Below are 24,760 nucleotides of genomic sequence, written 5' to 3' on the forward strand. Positions count from 1 at the left end.
GTCCAGTGAAAAAGGGTGATGGCAACCTGCTGATCTTCTCCGGCAATGCCAACCGTCCGCTTGCGCAGGCGGTGTGCCGCGAGCTCGGCGTGCGCCCCGGCAAGGCCCTGGTGTCGACCTTCTCCGACGGCGAGGTCCAGGTCGAGATCGAGGAGAACGTGCGCCGCCAGGACGTGTTCGTGGTGCAGCCCACCTGCGCGCCGTCCGCCGAGCACCTGATGGAAGTGCTGGCCCTGATCGACGCGCTCAAGCGCGCCTCGGCCAGCAGCGTCACCGCGGTGGTGCCGTACTTCGGCTATGCCCGCCAGGACCGCCGCATGCGCTCCTCGCGCGTGCCGATCACGGCCAAGCTCGCCGCGCGCATGTTCACCGCCGCCGGCGCCGATGGCCTGCTGACCGTCGACCTGCACGCCGACCAGATCCAGGGCTTCTTCGATATCCCGCTGGACAACGTCTACGCCTCGCCGCTGCTGCTGGCCGACATCTGGCGCGCCCACGGCACCGACAACATGGTCGTGGTCAGCCCGGACGTGGGCGGCGTGGTCCGCGCCCGCGCCATCGCCAAGCGCCTGGACGACGCCGACCTCGCGATCATCGACAAGCGCCGCCCCAAGGCCAACGTCGCCACCGTGATGAACATCATCGGCGACGTGTCCGGCAAGACCTGCGTGCTGGTCGACGACATCGTCGACACCGCCGGCACCCTGTGCGCGGCCGCTGCGGCGCTCAAGGAGCATGGCGCCACCAAGGTGGTGGCCTACTGCACCCACCCGGTGCTGTCGGGCGCTGCCATCGACAATGTCACCCGCTCCCAGCTCGACGAGCTGGTGGTCACTGATACCATTCCGCTTTCCGACGCGGCCCGCGCCTGCGGCCGCATCCGCCAGCTCAGCGTCGCCGAGCTGCTGGCCGAAACCATCCGCCGCATCGCCGGCGGCGAATCGGTGAGTTCCCTGTACGTGGACTGACGGCCCCGGCCGCGGTCCGACCCGCATCAGTTTCCGGCTTCCCTGGTCGCGGGGGAGCCATCCATCCGCCGCGAGGCGGGCCATCCAAGCAAGTGAGCAAACGAAAATGAGCAACCACAAGATCACGGCCGCCAGCCGCAAGGACGAGGGGAAGGGTGCGAGCCGCCGCCTGCGTCATGCCGGCAGCATCCCGGCCATCATCTACGGCGGCGACGCCGCCCCGCAGAGCATCCAGCTCGACCAGGAGAAGATCTGGGTCGCGAGCCAGCACGAGTGGTTCTACTCGTCGATCCTCGACCTCGAAGTCGATGGCAAGGTGCAGGCCGTGCTCCTGCGCGACATGCAGCGCCATCCCTACAAGCAGGTCATCATGCACCTGGACTTCCAGCGCGTGAACGCCAACGAGGCGATCCGCGTCAACGTGCCGCTGCACCTGGTCAACGCCGACCAGTCGCCGGCCGGCAAGTCCGCGGGCGTGGTCCTGACCCAGGAAATGAACGAGGTCGAGGTGACCTGCCTGCCGGGCAAGCTGCCCGAGTCGATCGAAGTCGACCTGTCGAACATGGAGGTCGGTGACACCGTGCACCTGTCCGACGTCGTGCTGCCCGAGGGCGTGGAGCTGGTCGCGAAGATCGACGACGAGCACAACCCCGCCGTCGCCGTGGCCCGCCACGCGCGCGTCGAGGCCGAGCCCGAGGCTGGCGAGGCTGCCGAGGCCCCGGACGCGGACGTGCCTGCCAGCAAGCAGGACGACGCCGAAGGCGAAGGCGCGGAGTAACAGGGCGCAGCGCGCCGGCGCTTCCTGCTGGAGGTGCCGGCATGCGCCGAAGCGATGGACGGTCTCCGACTCATCGTCGGGCTGGGCAATCCCGGTCCGGAGCACGCACGGACCCGGCACAACGCCGGGTTCCGTTTTGTCGACGCCCTGGCCGAGCGCGAAGGCGAGCGTTTCAAGGTCGACGGCAAGCTGTTCGGCGAAACCGCGAAAGTGCGGATCGCCGGCCACGAGGCCTGGCTGCTGAAGCCGGCCACGTACATGAACCTCAGCGGCAAGTCGGTGCTGGCCGCGCTGCGCTTCTGGAAGATCGAGCCGGAGCAGGCGCTGCTGGTGCACGACGAGCTGGATCTTCCCCCGGGCACGGCCCGGCTCAAGTTCGACGGCGGCCACGGCGGCCAGAACGGGCTGCGCGACACCATGCGCCTGCTCGGACACGGCCGCTTCCACCGCCTGCGCGTCGGCATCGGCCACCCCGGCCACAAGGACCGGGTCACGGGCTGGGTGCTGGGGCGCCCGTCGCCGGACGACGACATCCTCATCGGGCGCGCCGTCGACGACGCGCTCGACGTGCTGCCGCTGGCCATGGCCGGCGATTACAGCGAAGCCATGAAGCGGCTGCACACCAACAGGACCTGACAGCTTATGGGCATCACCTGCGGCATCGTCGGCCTGCCGAACGTCGGCAAGTCGACCCTCTTCAATGCGTTGACCAAGGCGGGCATCGCCGCGGCCAACTTCCCCTTCTGCACGATCGAGCCCAACGTCGGCGTGGTGCCGGTGCCGGATCCGCGGCTCAATGCCCTGGCTGAAATCATCAATCCGCAGAAGGTGATCCCGACGGCGGTCGAGTTCGTCGACATCGCCGGCCTGGTGGCCGGGGCCGCCAGCGGCGAGGGCCTGGGCAACAAGTTCCTGGCCCACATCCGCGAGGTCGACGCGATCACCCACGTGGTGCGCTGCTTCGAGCACCCCGACGTCATCCACGTCGCCAACCGGGTCGACCCGATCGCCGACATCGACACGATCGACACCGAGCTGGCCCTGGCCGACCTGGAGTCGGTGGAGAAGGCCCTGCAGCGCGCCGAGCGCTCGGCCAAGACCGGCGACAAGGACGCGAAGGCCCGGGTCGAGGTGCTGGCGCGGGTGCGCGAGGGCCTGGACGCCGGCCGGCCGGCGCGCGCGCTGGGCCTGTCCGACGACGACCGCGCCGCGGTGCGCGACCTGTTCCTGCTGACCCTGAAGCCGGTGATGTACGTCGCCAACGTGCTCGAGGACGGCTTCGAGGGCAACCCGCACCTGGACGCCGTGCGTGCGCGGGCGGCGGGCGAGGGCGCCGAGGTGGTGCCGGTCTCGGCCGCCATCGAGGAGGAGCTGAGCCAGCTCGACGACGCCGACCGCGACGAGTTCCTGAAGGACCTGGGCCTGGACGAGCCGGGCCTCAACCGGGTGATCCGGGCCGCCTACAACCTGCTGGGCCTGCAGACCTACTTCACCGCCGGCGTGAAGGAGGTCCGGGCGTGGACGGTCAAGGCCGGCTCCACCGCGCCGCAGGCGGCCGCGGTGATCCACACCGACTTCGAAAAGGGCTTCATCCGCGCCGAGACCATCGGTTACGACGACTTCATCCGCTACCGCGGCGAGGCCGGCGCGCGCGAGGCCGGCCGGCTGCGGCTGGAGGGCAAGGAGTACCGGGTGCAGGAAGGCGACGTCCTGCACTTCCGCTTCAACGTCTGAGCCCGGTGGGCACCGCGCCCGCCCGGCGGTCGCCGGGCGGAGAATCAGGACGTCGACAGGCGTTGACAGCCGCGTTCTTGACCGTCAAAATCGTGGGCTGGTTTCAGCGGTTTGTCGTGCTGGAGGGATACCCAAGCGGCCAACGGGGGCAGACTGTAAATCTGCTGGCTTACGCCTTCGGTGGTTCGAATCCACCTCCCTCCACCAGTACATCCCCGGCGCGGGAGTAGTTCAATGGTAGAACCTCAGCCTTCCAAGCTGATGGTGCGGGTTCGATTCCCGTCTCCCGCTCCATCGCGGGGTATCATTGGCAGCCACGTCGCCAGGGCACAACTCACGCTCACGTAGCTCAGTCGGTAGAGCACCTCCTTGGTAAGGAGGAGGTCGATGGTTCGATTCCATTCGTGAGCACCATCTTCGGGCCGCAGCGGCAAGCGCGGCCCTCCATTCAACAGTTCAACGAGATACGCAATCATGGCCAAGGGTAAGTTCGAGCGCACCAAGCCCCACGTGAACGTGGGCACGATCGGTCACGTGGACCACGGCAAGACGACGCTGACGGCGGCGCTGACGAAGATCGGTGCGGAGCGTTTCGGCGGCGAGTTCCACGCCTACGACGCGATCGACAAGGCGCCGGAAGAGAAGGCGCGCGGCATCACGATCTCGACCTCGCACGTGGAATACGAGAGCCCGACGCGCCACTACGCGCACGTGGACTGCCCGGGCCACGCCGACTACGTGAAGAACATGATCACGGGTGCGGCGCAGATGGACGGCGCGATCCTGGTGTGCTCGGCCGCCGACGGCCCGATGCCGCAGACGCGCGAGCACATCCTGCTGGCCCGCCAGGTGGGCGTGCCGTACATCGTGGTCTTCCTGAACAAGGCGGACATGGTGGACGACGCGGAGCTGCTGGAACTGGTGGAGATGGAAGTCCGCGAGCTGCTGTCGAAGTACGACTTCCCGGGCGACGACACCCCGATCGTGCACGGTTCGGCGCTGAAGGCGCTGGAAGGCGACCAGTCGGACATCGGCGTGCCGGCGATCATCAAGCTGGTGGAAGCGCTGGACACCTGGATTCCGGAGCCGGAGCGTGACGTCGACAAGACCTTCCTGATGCCGGTGGAAGACGTGTTCTCGATCTCGGGCCGCGGCACCGTGGTGACCGGCCGCATCGAGCGCGGCGTGATCAAGGTGGGCGAGGAGATCGAGATCGTCGGTATCCGCCCGACCCAGAAGACGACGGTGACCGGCGTCGAGATGTTCCGCAAGCTGCTGGACCAGGGCCAGGCGGGCGACAACGCGGGCCTGCTGCTGCGCGGCACGAAGCGTGACGACGTGGAGCGCGGCCAGGTGCTGTGCAAGCCGGGTTCGATCTCGCCGCACACGGACTTCGAGGCCGAGGTGTACGTGCTGTCGAAGGACGAGGGTGGCCGTCACACGCCGTTCTTCAAGGGCTACCGTCCGCAGTTCTACTTCCGCACGACCGACATCACGGGTGCGGTGGAGCTGCCGGAAGGCGTGGAGATGGTGATGCCGGGCGACAACGTGAAGATGTCGGTGTCGCTGATCAACCCGATCGCGATGGACGAGGGCCTGCGCTTCGCGATCCGCGAGGGTGGCCGCACGGTCGGCGCCGGCGTCGTCGCCAAGATCAACAAGTAAGACGGCGTATCCCGGCGGCCTCTGGCCGCCGTGGTGCGTGACGCCGGGGCGAGTCGGGAGCGGCTCGCCGTTGGCGTCTAAGAGGCAAGAGAAATTTCATATACGCCAGTAGCTCAATTGGCAGAGCAGCGGTCTCCAAAACCGCAGGTTGGGGGTTCGAGTCCCTCCTGGCGTGCCAAGCCGCAACGAGGGCGATAGCCACTTGAACAGCAGGGTCGAACATTCGAGGAACCAGGCTTCGGCCGGAGACCTCGCAAAGTATGTGGTTGCAGCCCTGCTGCTGCTCGGCGGGCTGGTCGCGTTCTACTGGTTCGAAGGCCAGTGGCCGATGCCGCTGCGGGTTCTGGCGGTGGTCGGCGGCGTGGTCGCCGGCCTGGTGGTCTTCCTGACCAGCGCCATGGGCCTGCGGACCCGCGAGTTCCTCGCCGAGGCCCGCTTCGAGCTGCGCAAGGTGGTCTGGCCGACCCGTCAGGAGGCCCTGCGCATGACCTGGGTGGTGATGATCGTGGTCGCGATCATCAGCCTGATGCTGGCCGGGTTCGACCTGGTGATCCAGTGGCTCATCCGCCTGCTGCTCGGCAACTGATGGAGATGTCCGGTTCGATGGAAAGCGAGATCGTCAAGCGCTGGTACGTGGTTCATGCCTATTCCGGCTTCGAGAAGTCGGTGGCCCAGGCGCTGCGCGACCGCATCGCCCGGATGGGCATGGAAGAGAAGTTCGGCGACGTGATGGTCCCGACCGAGGAAGTGGTCGAGATGCGCTCCGGCCAGAAGCGCCGCTCCGAGCGCAAGTTCTTCCCCGGCTACGTCCTGGTCCAGATCGCCACCCATGACGAGGGCGGGATCCCGCGCATCGACAGCGAGAGCTGGCACCTGGTCAAGGAAACCCCGAAGGTCATGGGCTTCATCGGCGGTACCGCCGCCCAGCCGCTGCCGATCCGCGACGACGAGGCCGATGCCATCCTCGCCCGCGTCCAGGAAGGCGTGGAGAAGCCCCGCCCGAAGGTCCTGTTCGAGGCCGGCCAGATGGTCCGCGTCATCGACGGCCCCTTCAACGACTTCAACGGCGTGGTCGAGGAAGTCAACTACGAAAAGAGCCGCCTGCGCGTGGCCGTGCTCATTTTCGGTCGCTCGACCCCGGTCGAGCTGGAATTCGGCCAGGTCGAAAAGGCCTGACCCCGGCCCACTTGGCCGGAGACCCCGGAAGCTGCTATAGTGCGCGGCTTCCTGCCCGGAACACGGGCAAAACGCATTGGCCGCCGCCCTGGCGGCCTTTGCGCGTGACGACGCGATACCGGGACGCGTGTTCATTCCCGGCCCGATGGGGAGCCTGAAAGGCGTTCGCACCCGGAGAGGACAATGGCAAAGAAAGTCATCGGTTACATCAAGTTGCAGGTCAAGGCCGGCCAGGCGAATCCGTCGCCGCCGGTGGGTCCTGCCCTCGGCCAGCGCGGCCTGAACATCATGGAGTTCTGCAAGGCCTTCAATGCCGCCACGCAGAAGCTCGAGCCGGGTCTGCCGATCCCGACCGTGATCACCGCGTACTCCGACCGCACCTTCACCTTCATCACCAAGACGCCGCCCGCGACGATCCTGCTGAAGAAGGCGACCGGCGTGCAGTCCGGCTCCAAGCGCCCGAACACCGAGAAGGTGGGCAAGGTCACCCGCGCCCAGCTCGAGGAAATCGCGAAGGCGAAGGAACCCGACCTGACCGCGGCCGACCTGGACGCGGCGGTTCGCACCATCGCGGGCTCCGCCCGTTCGATGGGCCTGACGGTGGAGGGCTGAGACCATGGCACAGACCAAGCGACAGAAGAACATCAAGGCCGCGACCGTTCCGGGCAAGGCCTACGCCATTGACGAAGCGCTGAAGATCGTCAAGGACAACAGCAAGGCCAAGTTCGTCGAAGCCGTCGACGTGGCCGTGCGCCTGGGCGTCGACGCCCGCAAGTCGGACCAGCAGGTCCGCGGCTCGACCGTGCTGCCGCAGGGCACCGGCAAGTCGGTGCGCGTGGCGGTGTTCGCCCCCGCGGGCGCCAAGGCCGAGGAGGCCCTGGCCGCCGGTGCCGACGCCGTCGGCATGGACGACCTGGCCGAGAAGATGCAGGGCGGCGACCTCAACTACGACGTCGTGATCGCCACCCCGGACGCCATGCGCGTGGTCGGCAAGCTCGGCACGCTGCTGGGCCCGCGCGGCCTGATGCCGAACCCCAAGGTCGGCACGGTCTCCCCGAACCCGGGCGAGGCGGTGAAGAACGCCAAGGGCGGCCAGGTCCGCTACCGCACCGACAAGGCCGGCATCATCCACTGCACCATCGGCAAGGCGGACTTCGAGTCCGACCGCCTGAAGGAGAACCTGCAGGCGCTGCTGGCCGACCTGGTCAAGGCCAAGCCGGCCACGGCCAAGGGCCAGTACCTGCAGAAGATCTCGGTCAGCTCGACCATGGGTCCCGGCGTCGCCGTGGACCAGTCGACGCTGTCGTTCAAGTAATCAAGGTTTTGAGGGCATCGCGCGGGCGCAAGCCGGCGCGGGGCCGTCAAAGACCGCAGGCGCGGCCTGCGTGGCAACGACGACGGGCAGGGATGCTCGAACTGGCATGGAATCGCCGTCGCTGCCGCCGCAGGGCGCTTAATCCTCGAACCGCGCGAGCGGGGACGGGCCTGCGCAGATGGTTGCCGACCCTCCCAAAGATCAAGGCTTCATCGATCCAGACGGAAAACGGCCACCAAAGGGATGTCGCTTGCGGCGTCCCCGGCATCCAGGGACGGGTGTCGAACAAGGACCGGCCAGGCGTGGATGCGCCAGGCCGGATTGCGAAGTACGGAGGAGTGCAATGGCTCTTAATCTGACCCAGAAGAAGGAAGTCGTTGCCGAACTGGCCGAGGTCGCCGCATCGGCGCATTCGCTGGTTGCCGCGGAGTACGTGGGCCTGACCGTCGAGCAGCTGACCAACATGCGCAAGAAGGCGCGCGCCGAAGGCGTGTACCTGAAGGTTGCGAAGAACACGTTGGTCTCGCGTGCAGTGGAGAACACCGATTACGCCGTCGTCCAGGACGAGCTGACCGGTCCCCTGCTGTACGCCTTCTCGAAGGAAGACCCCGGCGCCGCCGGACGCCTGATCAAGGAGTTCGCCAAGGCGAACGACAAGCTGAAGCCGCGCCTCGTGGCGATCGGCGGGCAGAAGTACCCGGGCACCCACGTGGATGTCCTGGCTTCGCTCCCGACCCGCGACCAGGCCCTGTCGATGCTGCTCAGCGTCATGGTCCAGCCCGCCACCATGCTGGTGCGCGTGCTGGCCGAGCCGGCCTCGCAGGTCGCCCGCGTCACCAACGCGGTCGGCCAGCAGAAGGCGGCTTGAGGCGACAACAGTTCGGTCGACAACCGACCACAGACGTTTTCCAACTTTAGATAAAGCAGAGGTATCGAGATGTCCCTTTCCAACGAGCAGATCATCGAAGCGATCAGCAGCAAGACCCTCGTCGAGGTGATGGAGCTGGTCAAGGCGATGGAAGAGAAGTTCGGCGTGTCCGCCGCCGCCCCGGTTGCCGTGGCCGCTGGCCCGGCCGCCGCCGCCGCCGGTCCGGCCGAAGAGCAGACCGAGTTCAACGTGACCCTGAAGTCCGCCGGCGACAAGAAGGTCGAGGTCATCAAGGTGGTCCGCGCGATCACCGGCCTGGGCCTGAAGGAAGCCAAGGACCTGACCGAGGCCGGTGGCCTGGTCAAGGAAGGCGCTTCGAAGGAAGACGCCGAGAAGATCAAGAAGGACCTGGAAGCCGCCGGCGCCACGGTCGAAGTCAAGTAAGCGTTGTCGCGTCGCCAGTGTCATCGGCGACCACCGAGGCTGGGGGCGTAAGCCCCCGGCCTTCGGCCGTTGTAGAGAAAGCCTGAAAACCGACACCGAGTCGGCAGTTGGAAATAGCGGGAGAAGGCGTGCTGGTGCCGGCAATACCAGCGATTTCCAACTGGCGGTTCATGAAATTCCCCTGGGTCGCGCCGCGCGCGGCCCGCAGATGCCAAAGGCGGTAGCTCCCCATGACGACGTCATATTCGTTCACCGAAAAGAAGCGCATCCGCAAGGACTTCGGCAAGCGCCGTTCGATCCTCGAGGTTCCGTTCCTGCTCGCCATCCAGGTCGACTCGTACCGCGAGTTCCTGCAGGCCGACAAGGACCCGGCGCGTCGCGACGACCGCGGCCTGCACGCCGCCCTCAAGTCCGTGTTCCCCATCACCAGCTACAACGGCTACGCCGCGCTGGAGTACGTCGGCTACAAGCTCGGCGACCCGGTGTTCGACGAGCGCGAGTGTCGCAACCGCGGCCTCAGCTACGGCGCCCCGCTGCGCGTGACCGTGCGCCTGGTGATCTACGACCGCGAGTCGTCGTCCAAGGCCATCAAGTACGTGAAGGAGCAGGAGGTCTACATGGGCGAGATCCCGCTCATGACCGACAACGGCACCTTCATCGTCAACGGCACCGAGCGCGTCATCGTCTCCCAGCTGCACCGCTCGCCGGGCGTGTTCTTCGACCATGACCGCGGCAAGACCCACAGCTCGGGCAAGCTGCTGTACTCGGCCCGCATCATTCCCTACCGCGGCTCCTGGCTGGACTTCGAGTTCGACCCGAAGGACGCGCTGTTCACCCGCATCGACCGCCGCCGCAAGCTGCCGGTCAGCGTCCTGCTGCGCGCACTGGGCTACTCCAACGAGGAGATGCTCAACGAGTTCTTCGAGATCAACCACTTCCACATCGACCCGGAAGAGGGCGTGCAGCTCGAGCTGGTGCCCGAGCGCCTGCGCGGCGAAACGCTCGACTTCGACCTGGCTGACGGCGACCGCGTGATCGTCGAGGCCGGCCGCCGCATCACCGCGCGCCACGTCAAGCAGCTGGTCGATTCCGGCATCGAGGCCCTGGCCGTTCCGGACGCCTACCTGGTGGGCCGCGTGCTGTCGCATGACGTCGTCGACGCCGCCACCGGCGAGCTGATCGCCTCGGCCAACGACGAGATCACCGACGAGATGCTGGAAGCCCTGCGCAAGGCCGGCATCGAAGCGGTCGGCACGATCTGGACCAACGACCTGGATCGCGGCCCCTACCTGTCCAACACCCTGCGCATCGACGGCACCAAGACCCAGCTCGAGGCCCTGGTCGAGATCTACCGCATGATGCGTCCCGGCGAGCCGCCGACCAAGGACGCCGCGCAGAACCTGTTCCACAACCTGTTCTTCACCTTCGAGCGCTACGACCTGTCGGCCGTGGGCCGGATGAAGTTCAACCGCCGCATCGGCCGCAAGGAGACCACCGGTTCGCCGGTGCTGTACGACGCGCGCTACTTCGCCGAGCGCAAGGACGATGACTCCGTCCGCCTGCGCGAGGCCAACGGCGACAGCTCCGACATCCTCGACGTGCTGAAGGTGCTGACCGAGATCCGCAACGGTCGCGGCGTGGTGGACGACATCGACCACCTCGGCAACCGCCGCGTGCGTTCGGTCGGCGAGATGGCCGAGAACGTGTTCCGCGTGGGCCTGGTCCGCGTCGAGCGCGCCGTGCGCGAGCGCCTGACCATGGCCGAGGCCGATGGCCTGACCCCGCAGGAGCTGATCAACGCCAAGCCGGTCGCGGCTGCCGTGAAGGAGTTCTTCGGCTCCTCGCAGCTGTCGCAGTTCATGGACCAGAACAACCCGCTGTCCGAGGTCACCCACAAGCGCCGCGTCTCGGCGCTCGGCCCGGGCGGCCTGACCCGCGAGCGCGCCGGCTTCGAAGTGCGCGACGTGCACCCGACCCACTACGGCCGCGTCTGCACCATCGAGACCCCTGAAGGCCCGAACATCGGCCTGATCAACTCGCTGGCCGTGTTCGCGCGCACCAACGGCTACGGCTTCCTCGAGACGCCGTACCGCAAGGTCGTGGACGGCAAGGTCACCGACGACGTCGAGTACCTGTCGGCGATCGAGGAGAACGAGTACGTCATCGCGCAGGTGAGCGCGCCGCAGGACGAGAAGGGCAACCTGACCGCCCAGTTCGTCGCCTGCCGCTTCCAGGGTGAGAACCTGCTGAAGCCGCCGAGCGAGATCGACTACATGGACGTCTCGCCGATGCAGACCGTGTCGGTGGCGGCGGCGCTGGTGCCGTTCCTGGAGCACGACGACGCCAACCGTGCGCTGATGGGCGCCAACATGCAGCGCCAGGCCGTGCCGACGCTGAAGAGCGAGAAGCCGCTGGTCGGCACCGGCATCGAGCGCGCCGTCGCGCGCGACTCGGGCGTGACGGTGAATGCGCGCCGCGGCGGCGTGATCGAGCAGATCGACGCCGGCCGCATCGTGGTCAAGGTGTTCGAGGACGAGATTTCCGGCGAGACCGATGCCGGCGTCGACATCTACAACCTGATCAAGTACACGCGCTCCAACCAGAACACCTGCATCAACCAGACTCCGCTGGTGAACGTGGGCGACGTGGTCGCGCGCGGCGACGTGCTGGCCGACGGCCCCTCGACGGACATCGGCGAGCTGGCGCTCGGCCAGAACATGCTGGTCGCGTTCATGCCGTGGAACGGCTACAACTTCGAGGACTCGATCCTGCTCTCGGAGCGGGTGGTCCAGGAAGACCGCTACACCACGATCCACATCGAGGAGCTGACCGCGGTCGCCCGCGACACCAAGCTCGGGCCGGAGGAAATCTCCGCCGACATCCCGAACGTCTCCGAGCAGGCGCTCAACCGCCTCGACGAGTCGGGCGTGGTGTACATCGGCGCCGAGGTCCGCGCTGGCGACATCCTGGTGGGCAAGGTCACGCCGAAGGGCGAGAGCCAGCTGACCCCCGAGGAGAAGCTGCTGCGCGCGATCTTCGGCGAGAAGGCCTCCGACGTTAAGGACAGCTCGCTGCGCGTGCCCCCGGGCATGGACGGCACCGTCATCGACGTGCAGGTCTTCACCCGCGACGGCATCGAGAAGGACAAGCGCGCCAAGCAGATCGAGGAAAACGAGATCAAGCGCGTCAAGAAGGACTTCGACGACCAGTTCCGCATCCTCGAGGGTGCGATCTACGCCCGCCTGCGCGAGCAGCTGCTGGGCAAGGTCGCCAACGGCGGCCCGGGCGTGAAGAAGGGCGACACCGTGTCCTCGCTGGTGCTCGACGGCCTGAAGAAGTCCGACTGGCTGCAGCTGCGCATGAAGGACGACGACGCTGCCGACGCGATCGAGCGCGCCGCGAAGCAGATCCAGGTGCACGAGGAGGAATTCGAGCGCCGCTTCCAGGACAAGCGCGGCAAGATCACCCAGGGCGACGACCTCGCCCCGGGCGTGCTGAAGATGGTCAAGGTCTACCTGGCCGTGAAGCGCCGCATCCAGCCGGGCGACAAGATGGCCGGCCGCCACGGCAACAAGGGTGTGGTGTCGACCATCGTGCCGGTGCAGGACATGCCGCACATGGCCAACGGCGAGACCGTCGACATCGTGCTCAACCCGCTGGGCGTGCCGAGCCGAATGAACATCGGCCAGATCCTCGAAGTCCACCTGGGCTGGGCCGCCAAGGGCCTGGGCCGGAAGATCGACGAGATGCTGCAGGCGCAGGCCAAGATCGCCGAGCTGCGCAAGTTCCTCGACCAGATCTACAACCACGACAACAAGCTGCACGGGCAGCGCGTGGACCTGAAGCAGTTCTCCGACGAGGAGCTGCTGCAGCTGGCGAAGAACCTGACCGGCGGCGTGCCGATGGCGACCCCGGTGTTCGACGGCGCGGCCGAGACCGAGATCAAGCAGATGCTCGAGCTCGCCGACCTGCCGTCCAGCGGCCAGGCCCAGCTGTACGACGGCCGCACCGGCGAAGCCTTCGAGCGCAAGGTGACCGTGGGCTACATGCACATGCTGAAGCTCAACCACCTGGTCGACGACAAGATGCACGCGCGTTCGACCGGCCCGTACTCGCTCGTCACCCAGCAGCCGCTGGGCGGCAAGGCGCAGTTCGGCGGCCAGCGCTTCGGCGAGATGGAAGTCTGGGCGCTGGAAGCCTACGGCGCGGCCTACACCCTGCAGGAAATGCTGACGGTGAAGTCCGACGACGTGCAGGGCCGCAACCAGATGTACAAGAACATCGTCGACGGCGAACACGAGATGGTCGCGGGCATGCCCGAGTCCTTCAACGTGCTGGTCAAGGAAATCCGCTCGCTCGCGATCAACATGGAGCTGGAAGAGAACTGAGGACGCAGGCCGGGGCAGGGCGCGCACGACGCGCCCGCCACCGGTGAGCACCAACGCCACGTCCCCGATTCCCGTTCCCGGAGAAAGACATGAAAGACCTTCTGAACCTGTTCAACCAGCAGCGCCCGACGCTCGACTTCGACGCGATCAAGATCGCGCTTGCCTCGCCCGACCTGATCCGTTCGTGGTCGTTCGGCGAAGTGAAGAAGCCCGAGACCATCAACTACCGCACCTTCAAGCCCGAGCGCGACGGCCTGTTCTGCGCCGCCATCTTCGGGCCGGTGAAGGACTACGAGTGCCTGTGCGGCAAGTACAAGCGCATGAAGCACCGCGGCGTGGTCTGCGAGAAGTGCGGCACCGAGGTGACGCTCGCCAAGGTGCGCCGCGAGCGCATGGGCCATATCGACCTGGCCAGCCCGACCGCGCACATCTGGTTCCTCAAGTCGCTGCCTTCGCGCATCGGCCTGATGCTGGACATGACCCTGCGCGACATCGAGCGCATCCTGTACTTCGAGGCCTTCGTGGTCACGGAGCCGGGCCTGACCCCGATGGAGCGCGGCCAGCTGCTCAATGAAGAGCAGTACATGCAGATGCGCCAGGAGCACGGCGACGACTTCGACGCCGCGATGGGCGCCGAGGCCGTGTTCGACCTGCTGCGCACGATCGACCTGCAGGCCGAGATGGTGCGCCTGAAGGAAGAGATCGCCGCCACCGGCTCCGAGACCAAGCTCAAGCGCCTCACCAAGCGCATCAAGCTGGTCGAGGCCTTCCTCGAGTCGGGCAACCGCCCCGAGTGGATGGTGATGACCGTGCTGCCGGTGCTGCCGCCGGACCTGCGCCCGCTGGTTCCGCTGGACGGTGGCCGCTTCGCGACCTCCGACCTGAACGACCTGTACCGCCGCGTCATCAACCGCAACAACCGCCTGCGCCGCCTGCTCGAGCTCAACGCGCCCGATATCATCGTGCGCAACGAGAAGCGCATGCTGCAGGAGTCGGTGGACGCGCTGATGGACAACGGCCGCCGCGGCCGCGCCATCACCGGCACCAACAAGCGCCCCCTCAAGTCGCTGGCCGACATGATCAAGGGCAAGCAGGGCCGCTTCCGCCAGAACCTGCTCGGCAAGCGCGTCGACTACTCGGGCCGTTCGGTCATCGTGGTCGGCCCGACCCTGCGCCTGCACGAGTGCGGCCTGCCGAAGAAGATGGCGCTGGAGCTGTTCAAGCCCTTCATCTTCGCCAAGCTGCAGCGCCGTGGCCTGGCCACGACCATCAAGGCCGCCAAGAAGCTGGTCGAGCGCGAAGAGGCCGAGGTGTGGGACATCCTCGAAGAGGTGATCCGCGAGCACCCGGTGCTGCTGAACCGCGCGCCGACGCTGCACCGCCTGGGCATCCAGGCGTTCGAGCCGGTGCTGATCGAGGGCAAGGCGATCCAGCTGCACCCGCTGGTCTGCACCGCGTTCAACGCCGACTTCGACGGTGACCAGATGGCCGTGCACGTCCCGCTGAGCCTCGAGGCCCAGCTGGAGGCGCGCGCGCTGATGATGTCGTCGAACAACATCCTGTCGCCCGCCAACGGCGAGCCGATCATCGTGCCGTCGCAGGACGTGGTGCTGGGCCTGTACTACATGACCCGCGCGCTCGAGAACACCCCGGGCGAGGGCATGGCGTTCGCGAACGTCGCCGAGGTCAAGCGCGCCTACGACAACAAGGTCGCCGGCCTGCACGCCAAGGCCAAGGTCCGCATCACCGAGACGGTGATCGACGAGGAAGGCAACCGCCAGAAGAAGACCTCGATCGTGGACACCACGGTCGGTCGCGCCCTGCTGGCCGAGATCCTGCCCGAGGGCCTGCCCTTCGCGCTGGCCAACGTCGAGCTGACCAAGAAGAACATCAGCCGCCTGATCAACTCCTGCTACCGCCAGCTCGGCCTGAAGGACACGGTCGTGTTCGCCGACAAGCTGATGTACACCGGTTTCGCGTACGCCACGCGCGCCGGCGTGTCGATCGGCATCGACGATATGATCATCCCCGACGAGAAGAAGGGCATCCTCGCCGAGGCCGAGGCCGAGGTGCTGGAGATCCAGCAGCAGTACCAGTCGGGCCTGGTCACCGCCGGCGAGCGCTACAACAAGGTGGTCGACATCTGGTCGCGCACCAACGAGCGCGTCGCCCAGGCGATGATGAAGACCATCGGTACCGAGGTCGTGACCAACGCCAAGGGCGAGAAGGTCGAGCAGAAGTCGATGAACTCGGTCTACATCATGGCCGACTCCGGCGCCCGTGGTTCGCAGGCGCAGATCCGCCAGCTGGCCGGCATGCGCGGCCTGATGGCCAAGCCGGACGGCTCGATCATTGAGACCCCGATCACCTCGAACTTCCGCGAGGGCCTGAACGTCCAGCAGTACTTCATCTCGACCCACGGCGCCCGAAAGGGTCTCGCGGACACCGCGCTGAAGACCGCGAACTCGGGTTACCTCACCCGCCGCCTGGTCGACGTCGCCCAGGACGTGGTGATCACCGAGACCGACTGCGGCACCCATGACGGCCTGACCATGACCCCGATCGTGGAGGGCGGCGACGTGGTCGAGCCGCTGAAGGATCGCGTGCTCGGCCGCATCGTGGCCGAGGACGTGTTCCTGCCCGGCGACGACGAGGATCCGGTCGTCACCCGCAACACCCTGCTCGACGAAGCCTGGGTGCAGAAGCTCGAGGACGCCGGCGTGCAGACCATCAAGGTCCGCTCGACCATCACCTGCGAATCGTCCTTCGGCGTCTGCGCGCACTGCTACGGCCGCGACCTGGGCCGTGGCCACCTGGTCAACCTCGGCGAGGCCGTGGGCGTGGTCGCCGCGCAGTCGATCGGCGAGCCCGGCACCCAGCTGACCATGCGTACCTTCCACATCGGTGGTGCGGCCTCGCGTGCGGCGGCGATCGACAACGTGACGGTGAAGACCACCGGTTCGGTGAAGTTCAACAACGTCAAGTCGGTGTCGCATGCCGACGGCCACCTGGTCGGCGTGTCGCGTTCGGGCGAGATCTCCGTGCTCGACCAGCACGGCCGCGAGCGCGAGCGCTACAAGCTGCCCTACGGCGCCACCATCAACGCGAAGGACGGCATGGCGGTCAAGGCCGGCCAGACGGTCGCGACCTGGGATCCGCACAACCACCCGATCGTGTCGGAAGTGAAGGGCGTGGTGCGCTTCATCGACTTCGTCGACGGCATCACCGTCATCGAGAAGACCGACGAGCTGACCGGCCTGGCCTCGCGCGAGATCACCGATCCCAAGCGCCGCGGCTCGCAGGGCAAGGACCTGCGCCCGCTGATCCGCATCGTCGACGCCAAGACCGGCGAGGACCTCAACATCCCGGGCACCGACCTGCCGGCGCAGTACCTGCTGCCGCCGCGTTCGATCGTGAACATGCAGGACGGCGCCACCGTGGGCGTGGGCGACGTGGTCGCCAAGATCCCGCAGGAAGCGTCGAAGACCCGTGACATCACCGGTGGTCTGCCGCGCGTGGCCGACCTGTTCGAAGCCCGCAAGCCGAAGGATCCGGCGATCCTGGCCGAGAAGTCCGGCGTGGTCAGCTTCGGCAAGGACACCAAGGGCAAGCAGCGCCTGATCATCAAGGGCGCGGATGGCGAGGACCACGAGGAGCTGATCCCGAAGTACCGCCAGATCATCGTGTTCGAGGGCGAGCACGTGGAGAAGGGCGAGACCGTGGTGGACGGCGAGCCGAGCCCGCAGGACATCCTGCGCCTGAAGGGCGTCGAGGAGCTGGCGTCGTATCTGACCAAGGAAATCCAGGACGTCTACCGCCTGCAGGGCGTGAAGATCAACGACAAGCACATCGAGGTGATCGTCCGCCAGATGCTGCGCAAGGTCGAGATCACCGACGCCGGCGGCGGCCGCTTCCTCAACGGCGAGCAGGCCGAGCGCCAGCGCGTGATCGAGGAGAACGAGAAGCTCAACGCCAAGGGCGAGCTGCCGGTCCACTTCGACCCGGTGCTGCTGGGCATCACCAAGGCCTCGCTGGCGACCGAGTCGTTCATCTCCGCGGCCTCCTTCCAGGAGACCACCCGCGTGCTGACCGAGGCCGCCGTGCGCGGTACCCGCGACAGCCTGCGCGGCCTGAAGGAGAACGTGATCGTCGGCCGCCTGATTCCGGCGGGCACCGGTCTGGCGTACCATACGCAGCGCCGCAAGAACGCCTCCGGGCTGACCGAGTCGGAGATGGAGGCCCTGTCCGGGGTCGCCGTGGCCGAAGAGCCCGCCCTCGAGGCGGCGCAGGTCGAGGGTGGCGACGCCGCCCAGGCCGACGAAGCGGCCGAGTAATACCGTTCCACCGTCAGTGACGGTCCCCGCGGGGGCCGTCCCAGATCCCGAAATGAGGTGCCATGGAGGCGCCTCGTGTTCGGCCCAGGAAGGGCGGGAAAGATGACCGTGGCCCAGGCCACCCCCGGTGACGGGGGCTGCCGCCTGCCGGGTCCTGGCTGCGTTGACGCTGGTCGTCGGCGCAAGCTATACTTTTCCGTCTCGGCAGGCTGGGTAGACTCCGCCTGCCTTCGTTTTCGCGCACGGAACCTGGACCGTGCGGCCGGTACGCCCCGCGGCGTGCCACCAGAGCCGGGCCCAGGCCCGTTACACACAAACAGCGGGCCGCGTGCCCGGAGCAGAAGACCGACACGATGGCAACGATCAACCAGCTGGTGCGCAAGCCGCGCAGCCCGGAAACCTACAAGAGCAACTCGCCCGCGCTGCAGGACTGCCCGCAGCGTCGCGGCGTGTGCACCCGCGTGTACACCACCACCCCGAAGAAGCCGAACTCGGCCCTGCGCAAGGTCGCCAAGGTGCGCCTGACCAACGGCTACGAGGTCATCTCCTACATCGGTGGCGAAGGCCACAACCTGCAGGAGCACTCGGTGGTGCTGATCCGCGGCGGCCGAGTGAAGGATCTCCCGGGCGTGCGCTACCACACCGTGCGTGGTTCGCTCGACGCCGCCGGCGTCGCCAAGCGCAAGCAGGCCCGTTCCAAGTACGGCGCCAAGCGTCCGAAGGGCTGATTTCAGTCCCTTTCCCGCCCTTCGAACAGTTACTGAAAAGGCTCAAGAACAATGTCGCGTAAAGGAAACACCCCGCAGCGTTCGGTGCTGCCCGACCCGAAGCACGGCAGCGAGACCATCGCGCGCTTCATCAACATGGTGATGTACAGCGGCAAGAAGTCGGTCGCCGAGAAGATCGTGTACGGCGCCATGGACGTCATCGGCGAGAAGAACCCGAACCCGCTGGAAGTCGTCGAGAAGGCGCTGGGCAACATCTCGCCGTCGGTCGAGGTGAAGTCCCGCCGCGTCGGCGGCGCCACCTACCAGGTGCCGGTCGAGGTGCGCGCTTCCCGCCGCATGGCGCTGGCGATGCGCTGGCTGATCGACTCCGCGCGCAAGCGCGGCGAGAACAGCATGCCGCGCAAGCTCGCTGCCGAGCTGATCGACGCCTCCGAGAACCGCGGTGGCGCGATCAAGAAGCGCGAAGAGACCCACCGCATGGCCGAGGCCAACAAGGCCTTCGCGCACTACCGCTGGTAACGGCGCCCGGCCGGCGCCAGGCGCCGGCCAGATGATCGCGTAGCCGGGTGCCGCCGCAGGGCGGCATTCGGCCATCCGGAACCCATTCCGCACGTCCGCTCCGGTGGACAAATGACTAGAGAGACAGCCGTGGCCCGCACCACTCCGATCGACCGCTACCGCAACTTCGGCATCATGGCCCACATCGATGCCGGCAAGACCACCACGTCCGAGCGCATCCTGTTCTATACCGGCAAGAGCCACAAGATCGGCGAAGTGCACGACGGCGCCGCCACCATGGACTGGATGGAGCAGGAGCAGGAGCGCGGCATCACGATCCAGTCGGCGGCCACCACCGCGTTCTGGAAGGGCATGGACAAGACCCTGCCCGAGCACCGCTTCAACATCATCGACACCCCCGGGCACGTCGACTTCACCATCGAGGTGGAGCGCAGCCTGCGCGTGCTCGACGGTGCCGTGTTCGTGCTCTGCGCCGTGGGTGGCGTGCAGCCGCAGTCCGAGACCGTGTGGCGCCAGGCCAACAAGTACAAAGTGCCGCGCATCGCGTTCGTCAACAAGATGGACCGCACCGGCGCCAACTTCGTCAAGGTCCGCGACCAGCTGAAGTCGCGCCTGGGCGCGTTCCCTGTGCCGATGCAGGTGCCGATCGGCGCCGAAGACGGCTTCGAGGGCGTGGTCGACCTGCTGAAGATGAAGGCGATCCACTGGGATACCGCCAGCCAGGGCCTGAACTTCGAGTACCGCGACATCCCCGCCGACCTGGTCGAGCAGGCCAACGAGGCCCGTGCGTTCATGATCGAGTCGGCCGCCGAGGCCACCGAAGAGCTGATGGACAAGTACCTCGAGAGCGGTGAGCTCTCCGAGGAAGAGGTCATCGCCGGCCTGCGCGCGCGCACGCTCGCGACCGAGATCGTGCCGATGTTCTGTGGCACCGCGTTCAAGAACAAGGGCGTCCAGGCCATGCTCGACGGCGTGGTGCAGCTGCTGCCGTCGCCGGTGGACGTGCCGGCCGTGCGCGGTACCGACGTCGACGACGAGTCGAAGGAGCTCAGCCGCGAGTCCGCCGACAACGCACCGTTCTCCGCGCTGGCGTTCAAGATCATCACCGACCCCTTCGTGGGCTCGCTGACCTTCTTCCGCGTCTACTCCGGCAAGCTCAACGCCGGCGACCAGGTGCTGAACTCGGTCAAGGGCAAGAAGGAGCGCATCGGCCGCCTGCTGCAGATGCACTCGAACAACCGCGAAGAGATCAAGGAAGTGCTGGCCGGTGACATCGCTTCGGCCGTGGGCCTGAAGGACGTCACCACCGGTGACACCCTGTGCGCCCTCGACGCCCCGATCGTGCTCGAGCGCATGAGCTTCCCGGAGCCGGTGATCTCGATGGCCGTCGAGCCGAAGACCAAGTCCGACCAGGAGAAGATGGGCATCGCCCTGGGCCGCCTGGCGCAGGAGGATCCCTCCTTCCGCGTGCGCACCGACGAGGAATCGGGCCAGACCATCATCGCCGGCATGGGCGAGCTGCACCTGGACATCATCGTCGACCGCATGAAGCGCGAGTTCAACGTCGAGGCCAACGTCGGCAAGCCGCAGGTCGCCTACCGCGAGACCATCCGCAAGACGGTCAAGTCCGAAGGCAAGTTCGTGCGCCAGTCGGGCGGCAAGGGCCAGTTCGGCCACGTGTGGCTGGAGATCTCGCCGCAGGAAGCCGGTACCGGCTACGAGTTCGAGAACGCGATCGTCGGCGGCGTCGTGCCGAAGGAATACATCCCGGCCGTCGACAAGGGCATCCAGGAAGCGATGGCCAACGGCATCCTCGCCGGCTATCCGATCGTGGACGTCAAGGTGAAGCTGTTCGACGGTTCGTACCACGAGGTCGACTCGTCGGAAATGGCGTTCAAGATCGCCGGTTCGATGGGCTTCAAGGAAGGCTTCGGCAAGGCCGGCCCGGTCCTGCTCGAGCCGATCATGAAGGTCGAGATCGTCACCCCCGAGGACTACCTGGGTGACGTGATGGGCGACGTGAGCCGTCGTCGCGGCATCCTCCAGGGCCAGGACGACAGCCCGTCGGGCAAGATCATCAACGCGATGATCCCGCTGGGCGAGATGTTCGGCTACGCCACCAGCCTGCGCTCGATGTCGCAGGGCCGCGCGACCTTCACCATGGAGTTCGACCACTACGCGGACGCGCCGGCGAACATCGTCGACGAAGTGGTGAAGAAGAAGTAAGCGGCGCCGGCGACGGCAACCAGACCAACCAACTTTCGAAGAGACTGCAATCATGGCCAAGGGTAAGTTCGAGCGCACCAAGCCCCACGTGAACGTGGGCACGATCGGTCACGTGGACCACGGCAAGACGACGCTGACGGCGGCGCTGACGAAGATCGGTGCGGAGCGTTTCGGCGGCGAGTTCCACGCCTACGACGCGATCGACAAGGCGCCGGAAGAGAAGGCGCGCGGCATCACGATCTCGACCTCGCACGTGGAATACGAGAGCCCGACGCGCCACTACGCGCACGTGGACTGCCCGGGCCACGCCGACTACGTGAAGAACATGATCACGGGTGCGGCGCAGATGGACGGCGCGATCCTGGTGTGCTCGGCCGCCGACGGCCCGATGCCGCAGACGCGCGAGCACATCCTGCTGGCCCGCCAGGTGGGCGTGCCGTACATCGTGGTCTTCCTGAACAAGGCGGACATGGTGGACGACGCGGAGCTGCTGGAACTGGTGGAGATGGAAGTCCGCGAGCTGCTGTCGAAGTACGACTTCCCGGGCGACGACACCCCGATCGTGCACGGTTCGGCGCTGAAGGCGCTGGAAGGCGACCAGTCGGACATCGGCGTGCCGGCGATCATCAAGCTGGTGGAAGCGCTGGACACCTGGATTCCGGAGCCGGAGCGTGACGTCGACAAGACCTTCCTGATGCCGGTGGAAGACGTGTTCTCGATCTCGGGCCGCGGCACCGTGGTGACCGGCCGCATCGAGCGCGGCGTGATCAAGGTGGGCGAGGAGATCGAGATCGTCGGTATCCGCCCGACCCAGAAGACGACGGTGACCGGCGTCGAGATGTTCCGCAAGCTGCTGGACCAGGGCCAGGCGGGCGACAACGCGGGCCTGCTGCTGCGCGGCACGAAGCGTGACGACGTGGAGCGCGGCCAGGTGCTGTGCAAGCCGGGTTCGATCTCGCCGCACACGGACTTCGAGGCCGAGGTGTACGTGCTGTCGAAGGACGAGGGTGGCCGTCACACGCCGTTCTTCAAGGGCTACCGTCCGCAGTTCTACTTCCGCACGACCGACATCACGGGTGCGGTGGAGCTGCCGGAAGGCGTGGAGATGGTGATGCCGGGCGACAACGTGAAGATGTCGGTGTCGCTGATCAACCCGATCGCGATGGACGAGGGCCTGCGCTTCGCGATCCGCGAGGGTGGCCGCACGGTCGGCGCCGGCGTCGTCGCCAAGATCAACAAGTAAAACGGCGTATCCCGGCGGCGTTGCCGCCGTGATACGGGTTGCCGTTTATCCGGACCGCCTCTGGGCGGTCCAGATAACGCCAACGGGGCCATCAGCTCACGCTGACGGCTTATTGGGGTCCGGGGTGTTGCGCTTTGTCCTGGAAGCCCGCTATAATCGATGACCACTTCGGCGGATGTCCTTGGATCTCCGCCGGAACCGCGAAATGAGGGGCAGGACGCACCTCGTTTTCGCCAGACAGGGAACATGTCGCGCGGCAGTACCCCGGTTCGTTCCGAAGCTTTTCGGGACACGACGAACCAGGGGAATCGTCGCGTTCGCTTCTCCGTCTGGGCGGGCCGGGTAACCGGCCTGCCTCGTTTTTTGCAGGGAAGGTTTCCGGCGCGCAGGGTTTCGGGCTCCGGAAATCATTGAATCCACAGGGGTTTCGCGCACCCAGCCGCGGGCCCGTCGCTCTTTTAACGAAGGAATTCCGTCATGGCGGACCAAAAGATCCGGATCCGGCTGAAGGCGTTCGATCATCGACTGATCGACCGTTCGGCCAGCGAGATCGTCGAAACGGCCAAGCGGACGGGCGCCCAGGTGCGCGGCCCGATCCCCCTGCCGACCAAGATCGAGCGTTACACCATCCTGACGTCGCCGCACGTCGACAAGGATGCGCGTGACCAGTACGAAACCCGCACGCACAAGCGCGTGCTCGACATCGTCGACCCCAACGACAAGACCGTGGACGCGCTGATGAAGCTCGAGCTCGCGGCTGGCGTCGACGTCCAGATCAAGCTGACCTGAGGCCACTGACATGACTGCGAAGAAGCATTCGCTGGGAATCGTCGGTCGCAAGGCCGGCATGAGCCGGGTGTTCACCGAGGACGGCCAGTCCATCCCGGTGACCCTGATCGAAGCCACCCCGAACCGCATCACCCAGGTGAAAACCACCGAGACCGACGGCTACAGCGCCGTGCAGGTCGCCGTCGGCAGCAAGCGCGCCGTGCTGGTGAACAAGCCCGAGGCTGGCCATCTGGCCAAGGCCAAGGTCGAAGCGGGCCGTGGCCTGTGGGAACTCCGCGTGGCCGACGACCAGGTCGGTGGCTTCGAGGTGGGCGGCGAGATCAAGGCCGACATCTTCGAGGTCGGCCAGATGGTCGACGTCCAGGGCGTGACCAAGGGCAAGGGCTTCCAGGGCACGATCAAGCGCTGGAACTTCAGCATGGGCGACGCGACGCACGGCAACTCGCTGTCGCACCGTTCGCCGGGTTCGATCGGCCAGCGCCAGACGCCGGGCCGCGTGTTCCCGGGCAAGAAGATGTCCGGCCACATGGGCGCCGTGCGCCAGAGCACGCAGAACCTCGAGGTGGTCCGGGTCGACGCCGAGCGCGGCCTGATCGCCGTGAAGGGTGCGGTTCCGGGCGCGCCGGGCGGAGACGTGATCGTGCGTCCCGCGAGCAAGGCATAAGGAGAGATGGCGATGGAACTCTCTATCACCGGTAGCAACAACAAGATGTCGGTCTCCGACGTGGTGTTCGGCCGCGAGTTCAACCGGGACCTGGTCCACCAGGTCGTGGTCGCGTACCGCAACGCCGGCCGCGCCGGCACCAAGGCGCAGAAGACCCGTTCGGAAGTCAACGGCACGACCAAGAAGTCGAAGAAGCAGAAGGGCGGCGGCGCGCGTCATGGCGCCCTGACGGCCCCGATCTTCGTCGGCGGCGGCGTGACCTTCGCGGCCAAGCCGCGCAGCTTCGAGCAGAAGGTCAATCGCAAGATGTACCGCGCGGCGATGTCGGCGATCCTGTCCGAACTCAACCGCCAGGGCCGCCTGCAGGTCGTCGAGACCTTCGACGTCGAAGAGACGAAGACCAGCGGCCTGGTCGAGAAGCTGAAGGGCTTCGACCTCGGTCGTCGCCCGCTGATCGTCACCGAGGACGCCTCGGAGCACCTGTACCTGTCGGCGCGCAACCTGCCTTACGTCGAGATCCGCGACGTGCAGGGCCTGGACCCGGTTTCGCTGGTCGGTGCCGACAGCGTGCTGGTCACCACCGATGCCCTGAAGAAGATCGAGGAGTGGCTGGCATGATCAACGACGCCAAGCTCTATGCGCTGATCCGTGCGCCGCGCGTGTCCGAGAAGACCGCGCGCCTGCAGGAAGTGTCCAACCAGTACGCGTTCGAAGTGTCGACCGACGCCACCAAGGCCGACATCAAGTACGCGGTCGAGAAGCTGTTCGACGTCAAGGTCGAGGCTGTGAACGTGGTCAACGTGAAGGGCAAGACCAAGTCCTTCCGCAACCGCGCGGGTCGCCGTGGCGACTGGCGCAAGGCCTACGTGAAGCTCGCCGACGGCCAGTCCATCGACGTCATGAACGCCAAGGCCTGAGGAA

22 protein-coding genes and 4 tRNA genes are annotated in these 24,760 nt (G+C 66.7%); 25 read left to right on the plus strand and 1 reads right to left on the minus strand.

Annotated elements, in window-relative coordinates; translation table 11 throughout:
• Positions 1-5 precede the first annotated feature (5 nt).
• The 15 genes from E2170_RS11155 to rplL all read left to right on the plus strand — a co-directional run bounded on the left by E2170_RS11155 (position 6) and on the right by rplL (position 8,948).
• Positions 6-968, plus strand: coding sequence for a ribose-phosphate diphosphokinase (locus E2170_RS11155; protein ID WP_165942224.1), 963 nt, complete (start codon positions 6-8; stop codon positions 966-968).
• A 106-nt stretch (positions 969-1,074) separates the two neighbouring features.
• Positions 1,075-1,746, plus strand: a complete 672-nt coding sequence (locus E2170_RS11160) for a 50S ribosomal protein L25/general stress protein Ctc (protein ID WP_133000719.1) — start codon at positions 1,075-1,077, stop codon at positions 1,744-1,746.
• Positions 1,747-1,800: 54 nt separating this feature from the next.
• On the plus strand, positions 1,801-2,382 hold the full coding sequence (gene pth / locus E2170_RS11165) for an aminoacyl-tRNA hydrolase (RefSeq protein ID WP_133000720.1): 582 nt from the start codon (positions 1,801-1,803) through the stop codon (positions 2,380-2,382).
• A gap of 6 nt (positions 2,383-2,388) precedes the next feature.
• A complete protein-coding gene (ychF, locus tag E2170_RS11170; protein ID WP_133000721.1) occupies positions 2,389-3,480 on the plus strand; it encodes a redox-regulated ATPase YchF in 1,092 nt (363 codons plus the stop codon).
• Between the two features lie 121 nt (positions 3,481-3,601).
• Positions 3,602-3,687, plus strand: a tRNA-Tyr gene (locus E2170_RS11175).
• A gap of 13 nt (positions 3,688-3,700) precedes the next feature.
• Positions 3,701-3,774 (plus strand) — tRNA-Gly (locus E2170_RS11180).
• A 44-nt stretch (positions 3,775-3,818) separates the two neighbouring features.
• Positions 3,819-3,894: transfer RNA gene (locus E2170_RS11185), tRNA-Thr, on the plus strand.
• Between the two features lie 60 nt (positions 3,895-3,954).
• A complete protein-coding gene (tuf, locus tag E2170_RS11190) occupies positions 3,955-5,145 on the plus strand; it encodes an elongation factor Tu (RefSeq protein WP_133000722.1) in 1,191 nt (396 codons plus the stop codon).
• Between the two features lie 102 nt (positions 5,146-5,247).
• A tRNA-Trp gene (locus E2170_RS11195) sits at positions 5,248-5,323 on the plus strand.
• 24 nt (positions 5,324-5,347) lie between these two features.
• Entirely contained in the window at positions 5,348-5,731 is a 384-nt protein-coding gene (secE, locus tag E2170_RS11200) for a preprotein translocase subunit SecE (RefSeq protein ID WP_133000723.1), read from the plus strand.
• Between the two features lie 17 nt (positions 5,732-5,748).
• Entirely contained in the window at positions 5,749-6,321 is a 573-nt protein-coding gene (nusG, locus tag E2170_RS11205) for a transcription termination/antitermination protein NusG (protein ID WP_133000724.1), read from the plus strand.
• A gap of 183 nt (positions 6,322-6,504) precedes the next feature.
• A complete protein-coding gene (gene rplK, locus E2170_RS11210) occupies positions 6,505-6,933 on the plus strand; it encodes a 50S ribosomal protein L11 (RefSeq protein WP_133000725.1) in 429 nt (142 codons plus the stop codon).
• Positions 6,934-6,937: 4 nt separating this feature from the next.
• Positions 6,938-7,636 (plus strand): 50S ribosomal protein L1, encoded by a 699-nt coding sequence (gene rplA, locus E2170_RS11215; protein ID WP_133000726.1) that lies wholly within the window; start codon positions 6,938-6,940, stop codon positions 7,634-7,636.
• A 343-nt stretch (positions 7,637-7,979) separates the two neighbouring features.
• A complete protein-coding gene (gene rplJ, locus E2170_RS11220; RefSeq protein WP_133000727.1) occupies positions 7,980-8,504 on the plus strand; it encodes a 50S ribosomal protein L10 in 525 nt (174 codons plus the stop codon).
• Positions 8,505-8,573: 69 nt separating this feature from the next.
• Positions 8,574-8,948 (plus strand): 50S ribosomal protein L7/L12, encoded by a 375-nt coding sequence (gene rplL, locus E2170_RS11225; protein ID WP_133000728.1) that lies wholly within the window; start codon positions 8,574-8,576, stop codon positions 8,946-8,948.
• Here rplL and E2170_RS11230 read toward each other — a convergent pair.
• On the minus strand, positions 8,941-9,201 hold the full coding sequence (locus tag E2170_RS11230; RefSeq protein ID WP_133000729.1) for a hypothetical protein: 261 nt from the start codon (positions 9,199-9,201) through the stop codon (positions 8,941-8,943). The two genes, rplL and E2170_RS11230, sit on opposite strands and share 8 nt — an antisense overlap.
• Here E2170_RS11230 and rpoB point away from each other — a divergent pair.
• The 10 genes from rpoB to rplW all read left to right on the plus strand — a co-directional run bounded on the left by rpoB (position 9,179) and on the right by rplW (position 24,756).
• Entirely contained in the window at positions 9,179-13,336 is a 4,158-nt protein-coding gene (gene rpoB, locus E2170_RS11235) for a DNA-directed RNA polymerase subunit beta (protein ID WP_133000730.1), read from the plus strand. The genes E2170_RS11230 and rpoB overlap by 23 nt on opposite strands.
• Before the next feature lie 89 nt (positions 13,337-13,425).
• Entirely contained in the window at positions 13,426-17,670 is a 4,245-nt protein-coding gene (gene rpoC, locus E2170_RS11240; protein ID WP_133000731.1) for a DNA-directed RNA polymerase subunit beta', read from the plus strand.
• Between the two features lie 353 nt (positions 17,671-18,023).
• A complete protein-coding gene (gene rpsL / locus E2170_RS11245) occupies positions 18,024-18,398 on the plus strand; it encodes a 30S ribosomal protein S12 (protein WP_133000732.1) in 375 nt (124 codons plus the stop codon).
• A gap of 51 nt (positions 18,399-18,449) precedes the next feature.
• Positions 18,450-18,917, plus strand: coding sequence for a 30S ribosomal protein S7 (gene rpsG / locus E2170_RS11250; RefSeq protein WP_133000733.1), 468 nt, complete (start codon positions 18,450-18,452; stop codon positions 18,915-18,917).
• 129 nt (positions 18,918-19,046) lie between these two features.
• Positions 19,047-21,143, plus strand: a complete 2,097-nt coding sequence (fusA, locus tag E2170_RS11255; protein ID WP_133000734.1) for an elongation factor G — start codon at positions 19,047-19,049, stop codon at positions 21,141-21,143.
• A gap of 52 nt (positions 21,144-21,195) precedes the next feature.
• Entirely contained in the window at positions 21,196-22,386 is a 1,191-nt protein-coding gene (gene tuf, locus E2170_RS11260) for an elongation factor Tu (RefSeq protein ID WP_133000722.1), read from the plus strand.
• Between the two features lie 477 nt (positions 22,387-22,863).
• Positions 22,864-23,175 carry a 30S ribosomal protein S10 gene (rpsJ, locus tag E2170_RS11265; RefSeq protein ID WP_024891232.1) on the plus strand — a complete coding sequence of 104 codons (312 nt, stop codon included), beginning with the start codon at positions 22,864-22,866 and terminating at the stop codon, positions 23,173-23,175.
• A 10-nt stretch (positions 23,176-23,185) separates the two neighbouring features.
• A complete protein-coding gene (gene rplC, locus E2170_RS11270) occupies positions 23,186-23,839 on the plus strand; it encodes a 50S ribosomal protein L3 (RefSeq protein ID WP_133000735.1) in 654 nt (217 codons plus the stop codon).
• A gap of 12 nt (positions 23,840-23,851) precedes the next feature.
• Positions 23,852-24,457, plus strand: coding sequence for a 50S ribosomal protein L4 (gene rplD, locus E2170_RS11275; RefSeq protein ID WP_133000736.1), 606 nt, complete (start codon positions 23,852-23,854; stop codon positions 24,455-24,457).
• A complete protein-coding gene (gene rplW / locus E2170_RS11280) occupies positions 24,454-24,756 on the plus strand; it encodes a 50S ribosomal protein L23 (RefSeq protein WP_133000737.1) in 303 nt (100 codons plus the stop codon). The genes rplD and rplW overlap by 4 nt, the downstream gene beginning before the upstream one ends.
• The last annotated feature ends 4 nt before the right edge of the window (positions 24,757-24,760 follow it).

The organism is Luteimonas arsenica (genome assembly GCF_004352825.1).
GTDB lineage: Bacteria > Pseudomonadota > Gammaproteobacteria > Xanthomonadales > Xanthomonadaceae > Luteimonas > Luteimonas arsenica.

What these genes read in the sequence shown, in the direction of transcription:
- ychF (WP_133000721.1), top strand. Translation starts at nt 2,389, where the DNA reads ATGGGCATCACCTGCGGCATCGTCGGCCTGCCGAACGTCGGCAAGTCG.
- rpsG (WP_133000733.1), top strand. Translation starts at nt 18,450, where the DNA reads ATGTCGCGTAAAGGAAACACCCCGCAGCGTTCGGTGCTGCCCGACCCG.
- rplD (WP_133000736.1), top strand. Translation starts at nt 23,852, where the DNA reads ATGGAACTCTCTATCACCGGTAGCAACAACAAGATGTCGGTCTCCGAC.
- nusG (WP_133000724.1), top strand. Translation starts at nt 5,749, where the DNA reads ATGGAAAGCGAGATCGTCAAGCGCTGGTACGTGGTTCATGCCTATTCC.
- rplC (WP_133000735.1), top strand. Translation starts at nt 23,186, where the DNA reads ATGACTGCGAAGAAGCATTCGCTGGGAATCGTCGGTCGCAAGGCCGGC.
- rplJ (WP_133000727.1), top strand. Translation starts at nt 7,980, where the DNA reads ATGGCTCTTAATCTGACCCAGAAGAAGGAAGTCGTTGCCGAACTGGCC.
- rpsL (WP_133000732.1), top strand. Translation starts at nt 18,024, where the DNA reads ATGGCAACGATCAACCAGCTGGTGCGCAAGCCGCGCAGCCCGGAAACC.
- rpoC (WP_133000731.1), top strand. Translation starts at nt 13,426, where the DNA reads ATGAAAGACCTTCTGAACCTGTTCAACCAGCAGCGCCCGACGCTCGAC.
- rplK (WP_133000725.1), top strand. Translation starts at nt 6,505, where the DNA reads ATGGCAAAGAAAGTCATCGGTTACATCAAGTTGCAGGTCAAGGCCGGC.
- rpoB (WP_133000730.1), top strand. Translation starts at nt 9,179, where the DNA reads ATGACGACGTCATATTCGTTCACCGAAAAGAAGCGCATCCGCAAGGAC.
- pth (WP_133000720.1), top strand. Translation starts at nt 1,801, where the DNA reads ATGGACGGTCTCCGACTCATCGTCGGGCTGGGCAATCCCGGTCCGGAG.
- E2170_RS11160 (WP_133000719.1), top strand. Translation starts at nt 1,075, where the DNA reads ATGAGCAACCACAAGATCACGGCCGCCAGCCGCAAGGACGAGGGGAAG.
- tuf (WP_133000722.1), top strand. Translation starts at nt 21,196, where the DNA reads ATGGCCAAGGGTAAGTTCGAGCGCACCAAGCCCCACGTGAACGTGGGC.
- rplA (WP_133000726.1), top strand. Translation starts at nt 6,938, where the DNA reads ATGGCACAGACCAAGCGACAGAAGAACATCAAGGCCGCGACCGTTCCG.
- tuf (WP_133000722.1), top strand. Translation starts at nt 3,955, where the DNA reads ATGGCCAAGGGTAAGTTCGAGCGCACCAAGCCCCACGTGAACGTGGGC.
- rplW (WP_133000737.1), top strand. Translation starts at nt 24,454, where the DNA reads ATGATCAACGACGCCAAGCTCTATGCGCTGATCCGTGCGCCGCGCGTG.
- rplL (WP_133000728.1), top strand. Translation starts at nt 8,574, where the DNA reads ATGTCCCTTTCCAACGAGCAGATCATCGAAGCGATCAGCAGCAAGACC.
- rpsJ (WP_024891232.1), top strand. Translation starts at nt 22,864, where the DNA reads ATGGCGGACCAAAAGATCCGGATCCGGCTGAAGGCGTTCGATCATCGA.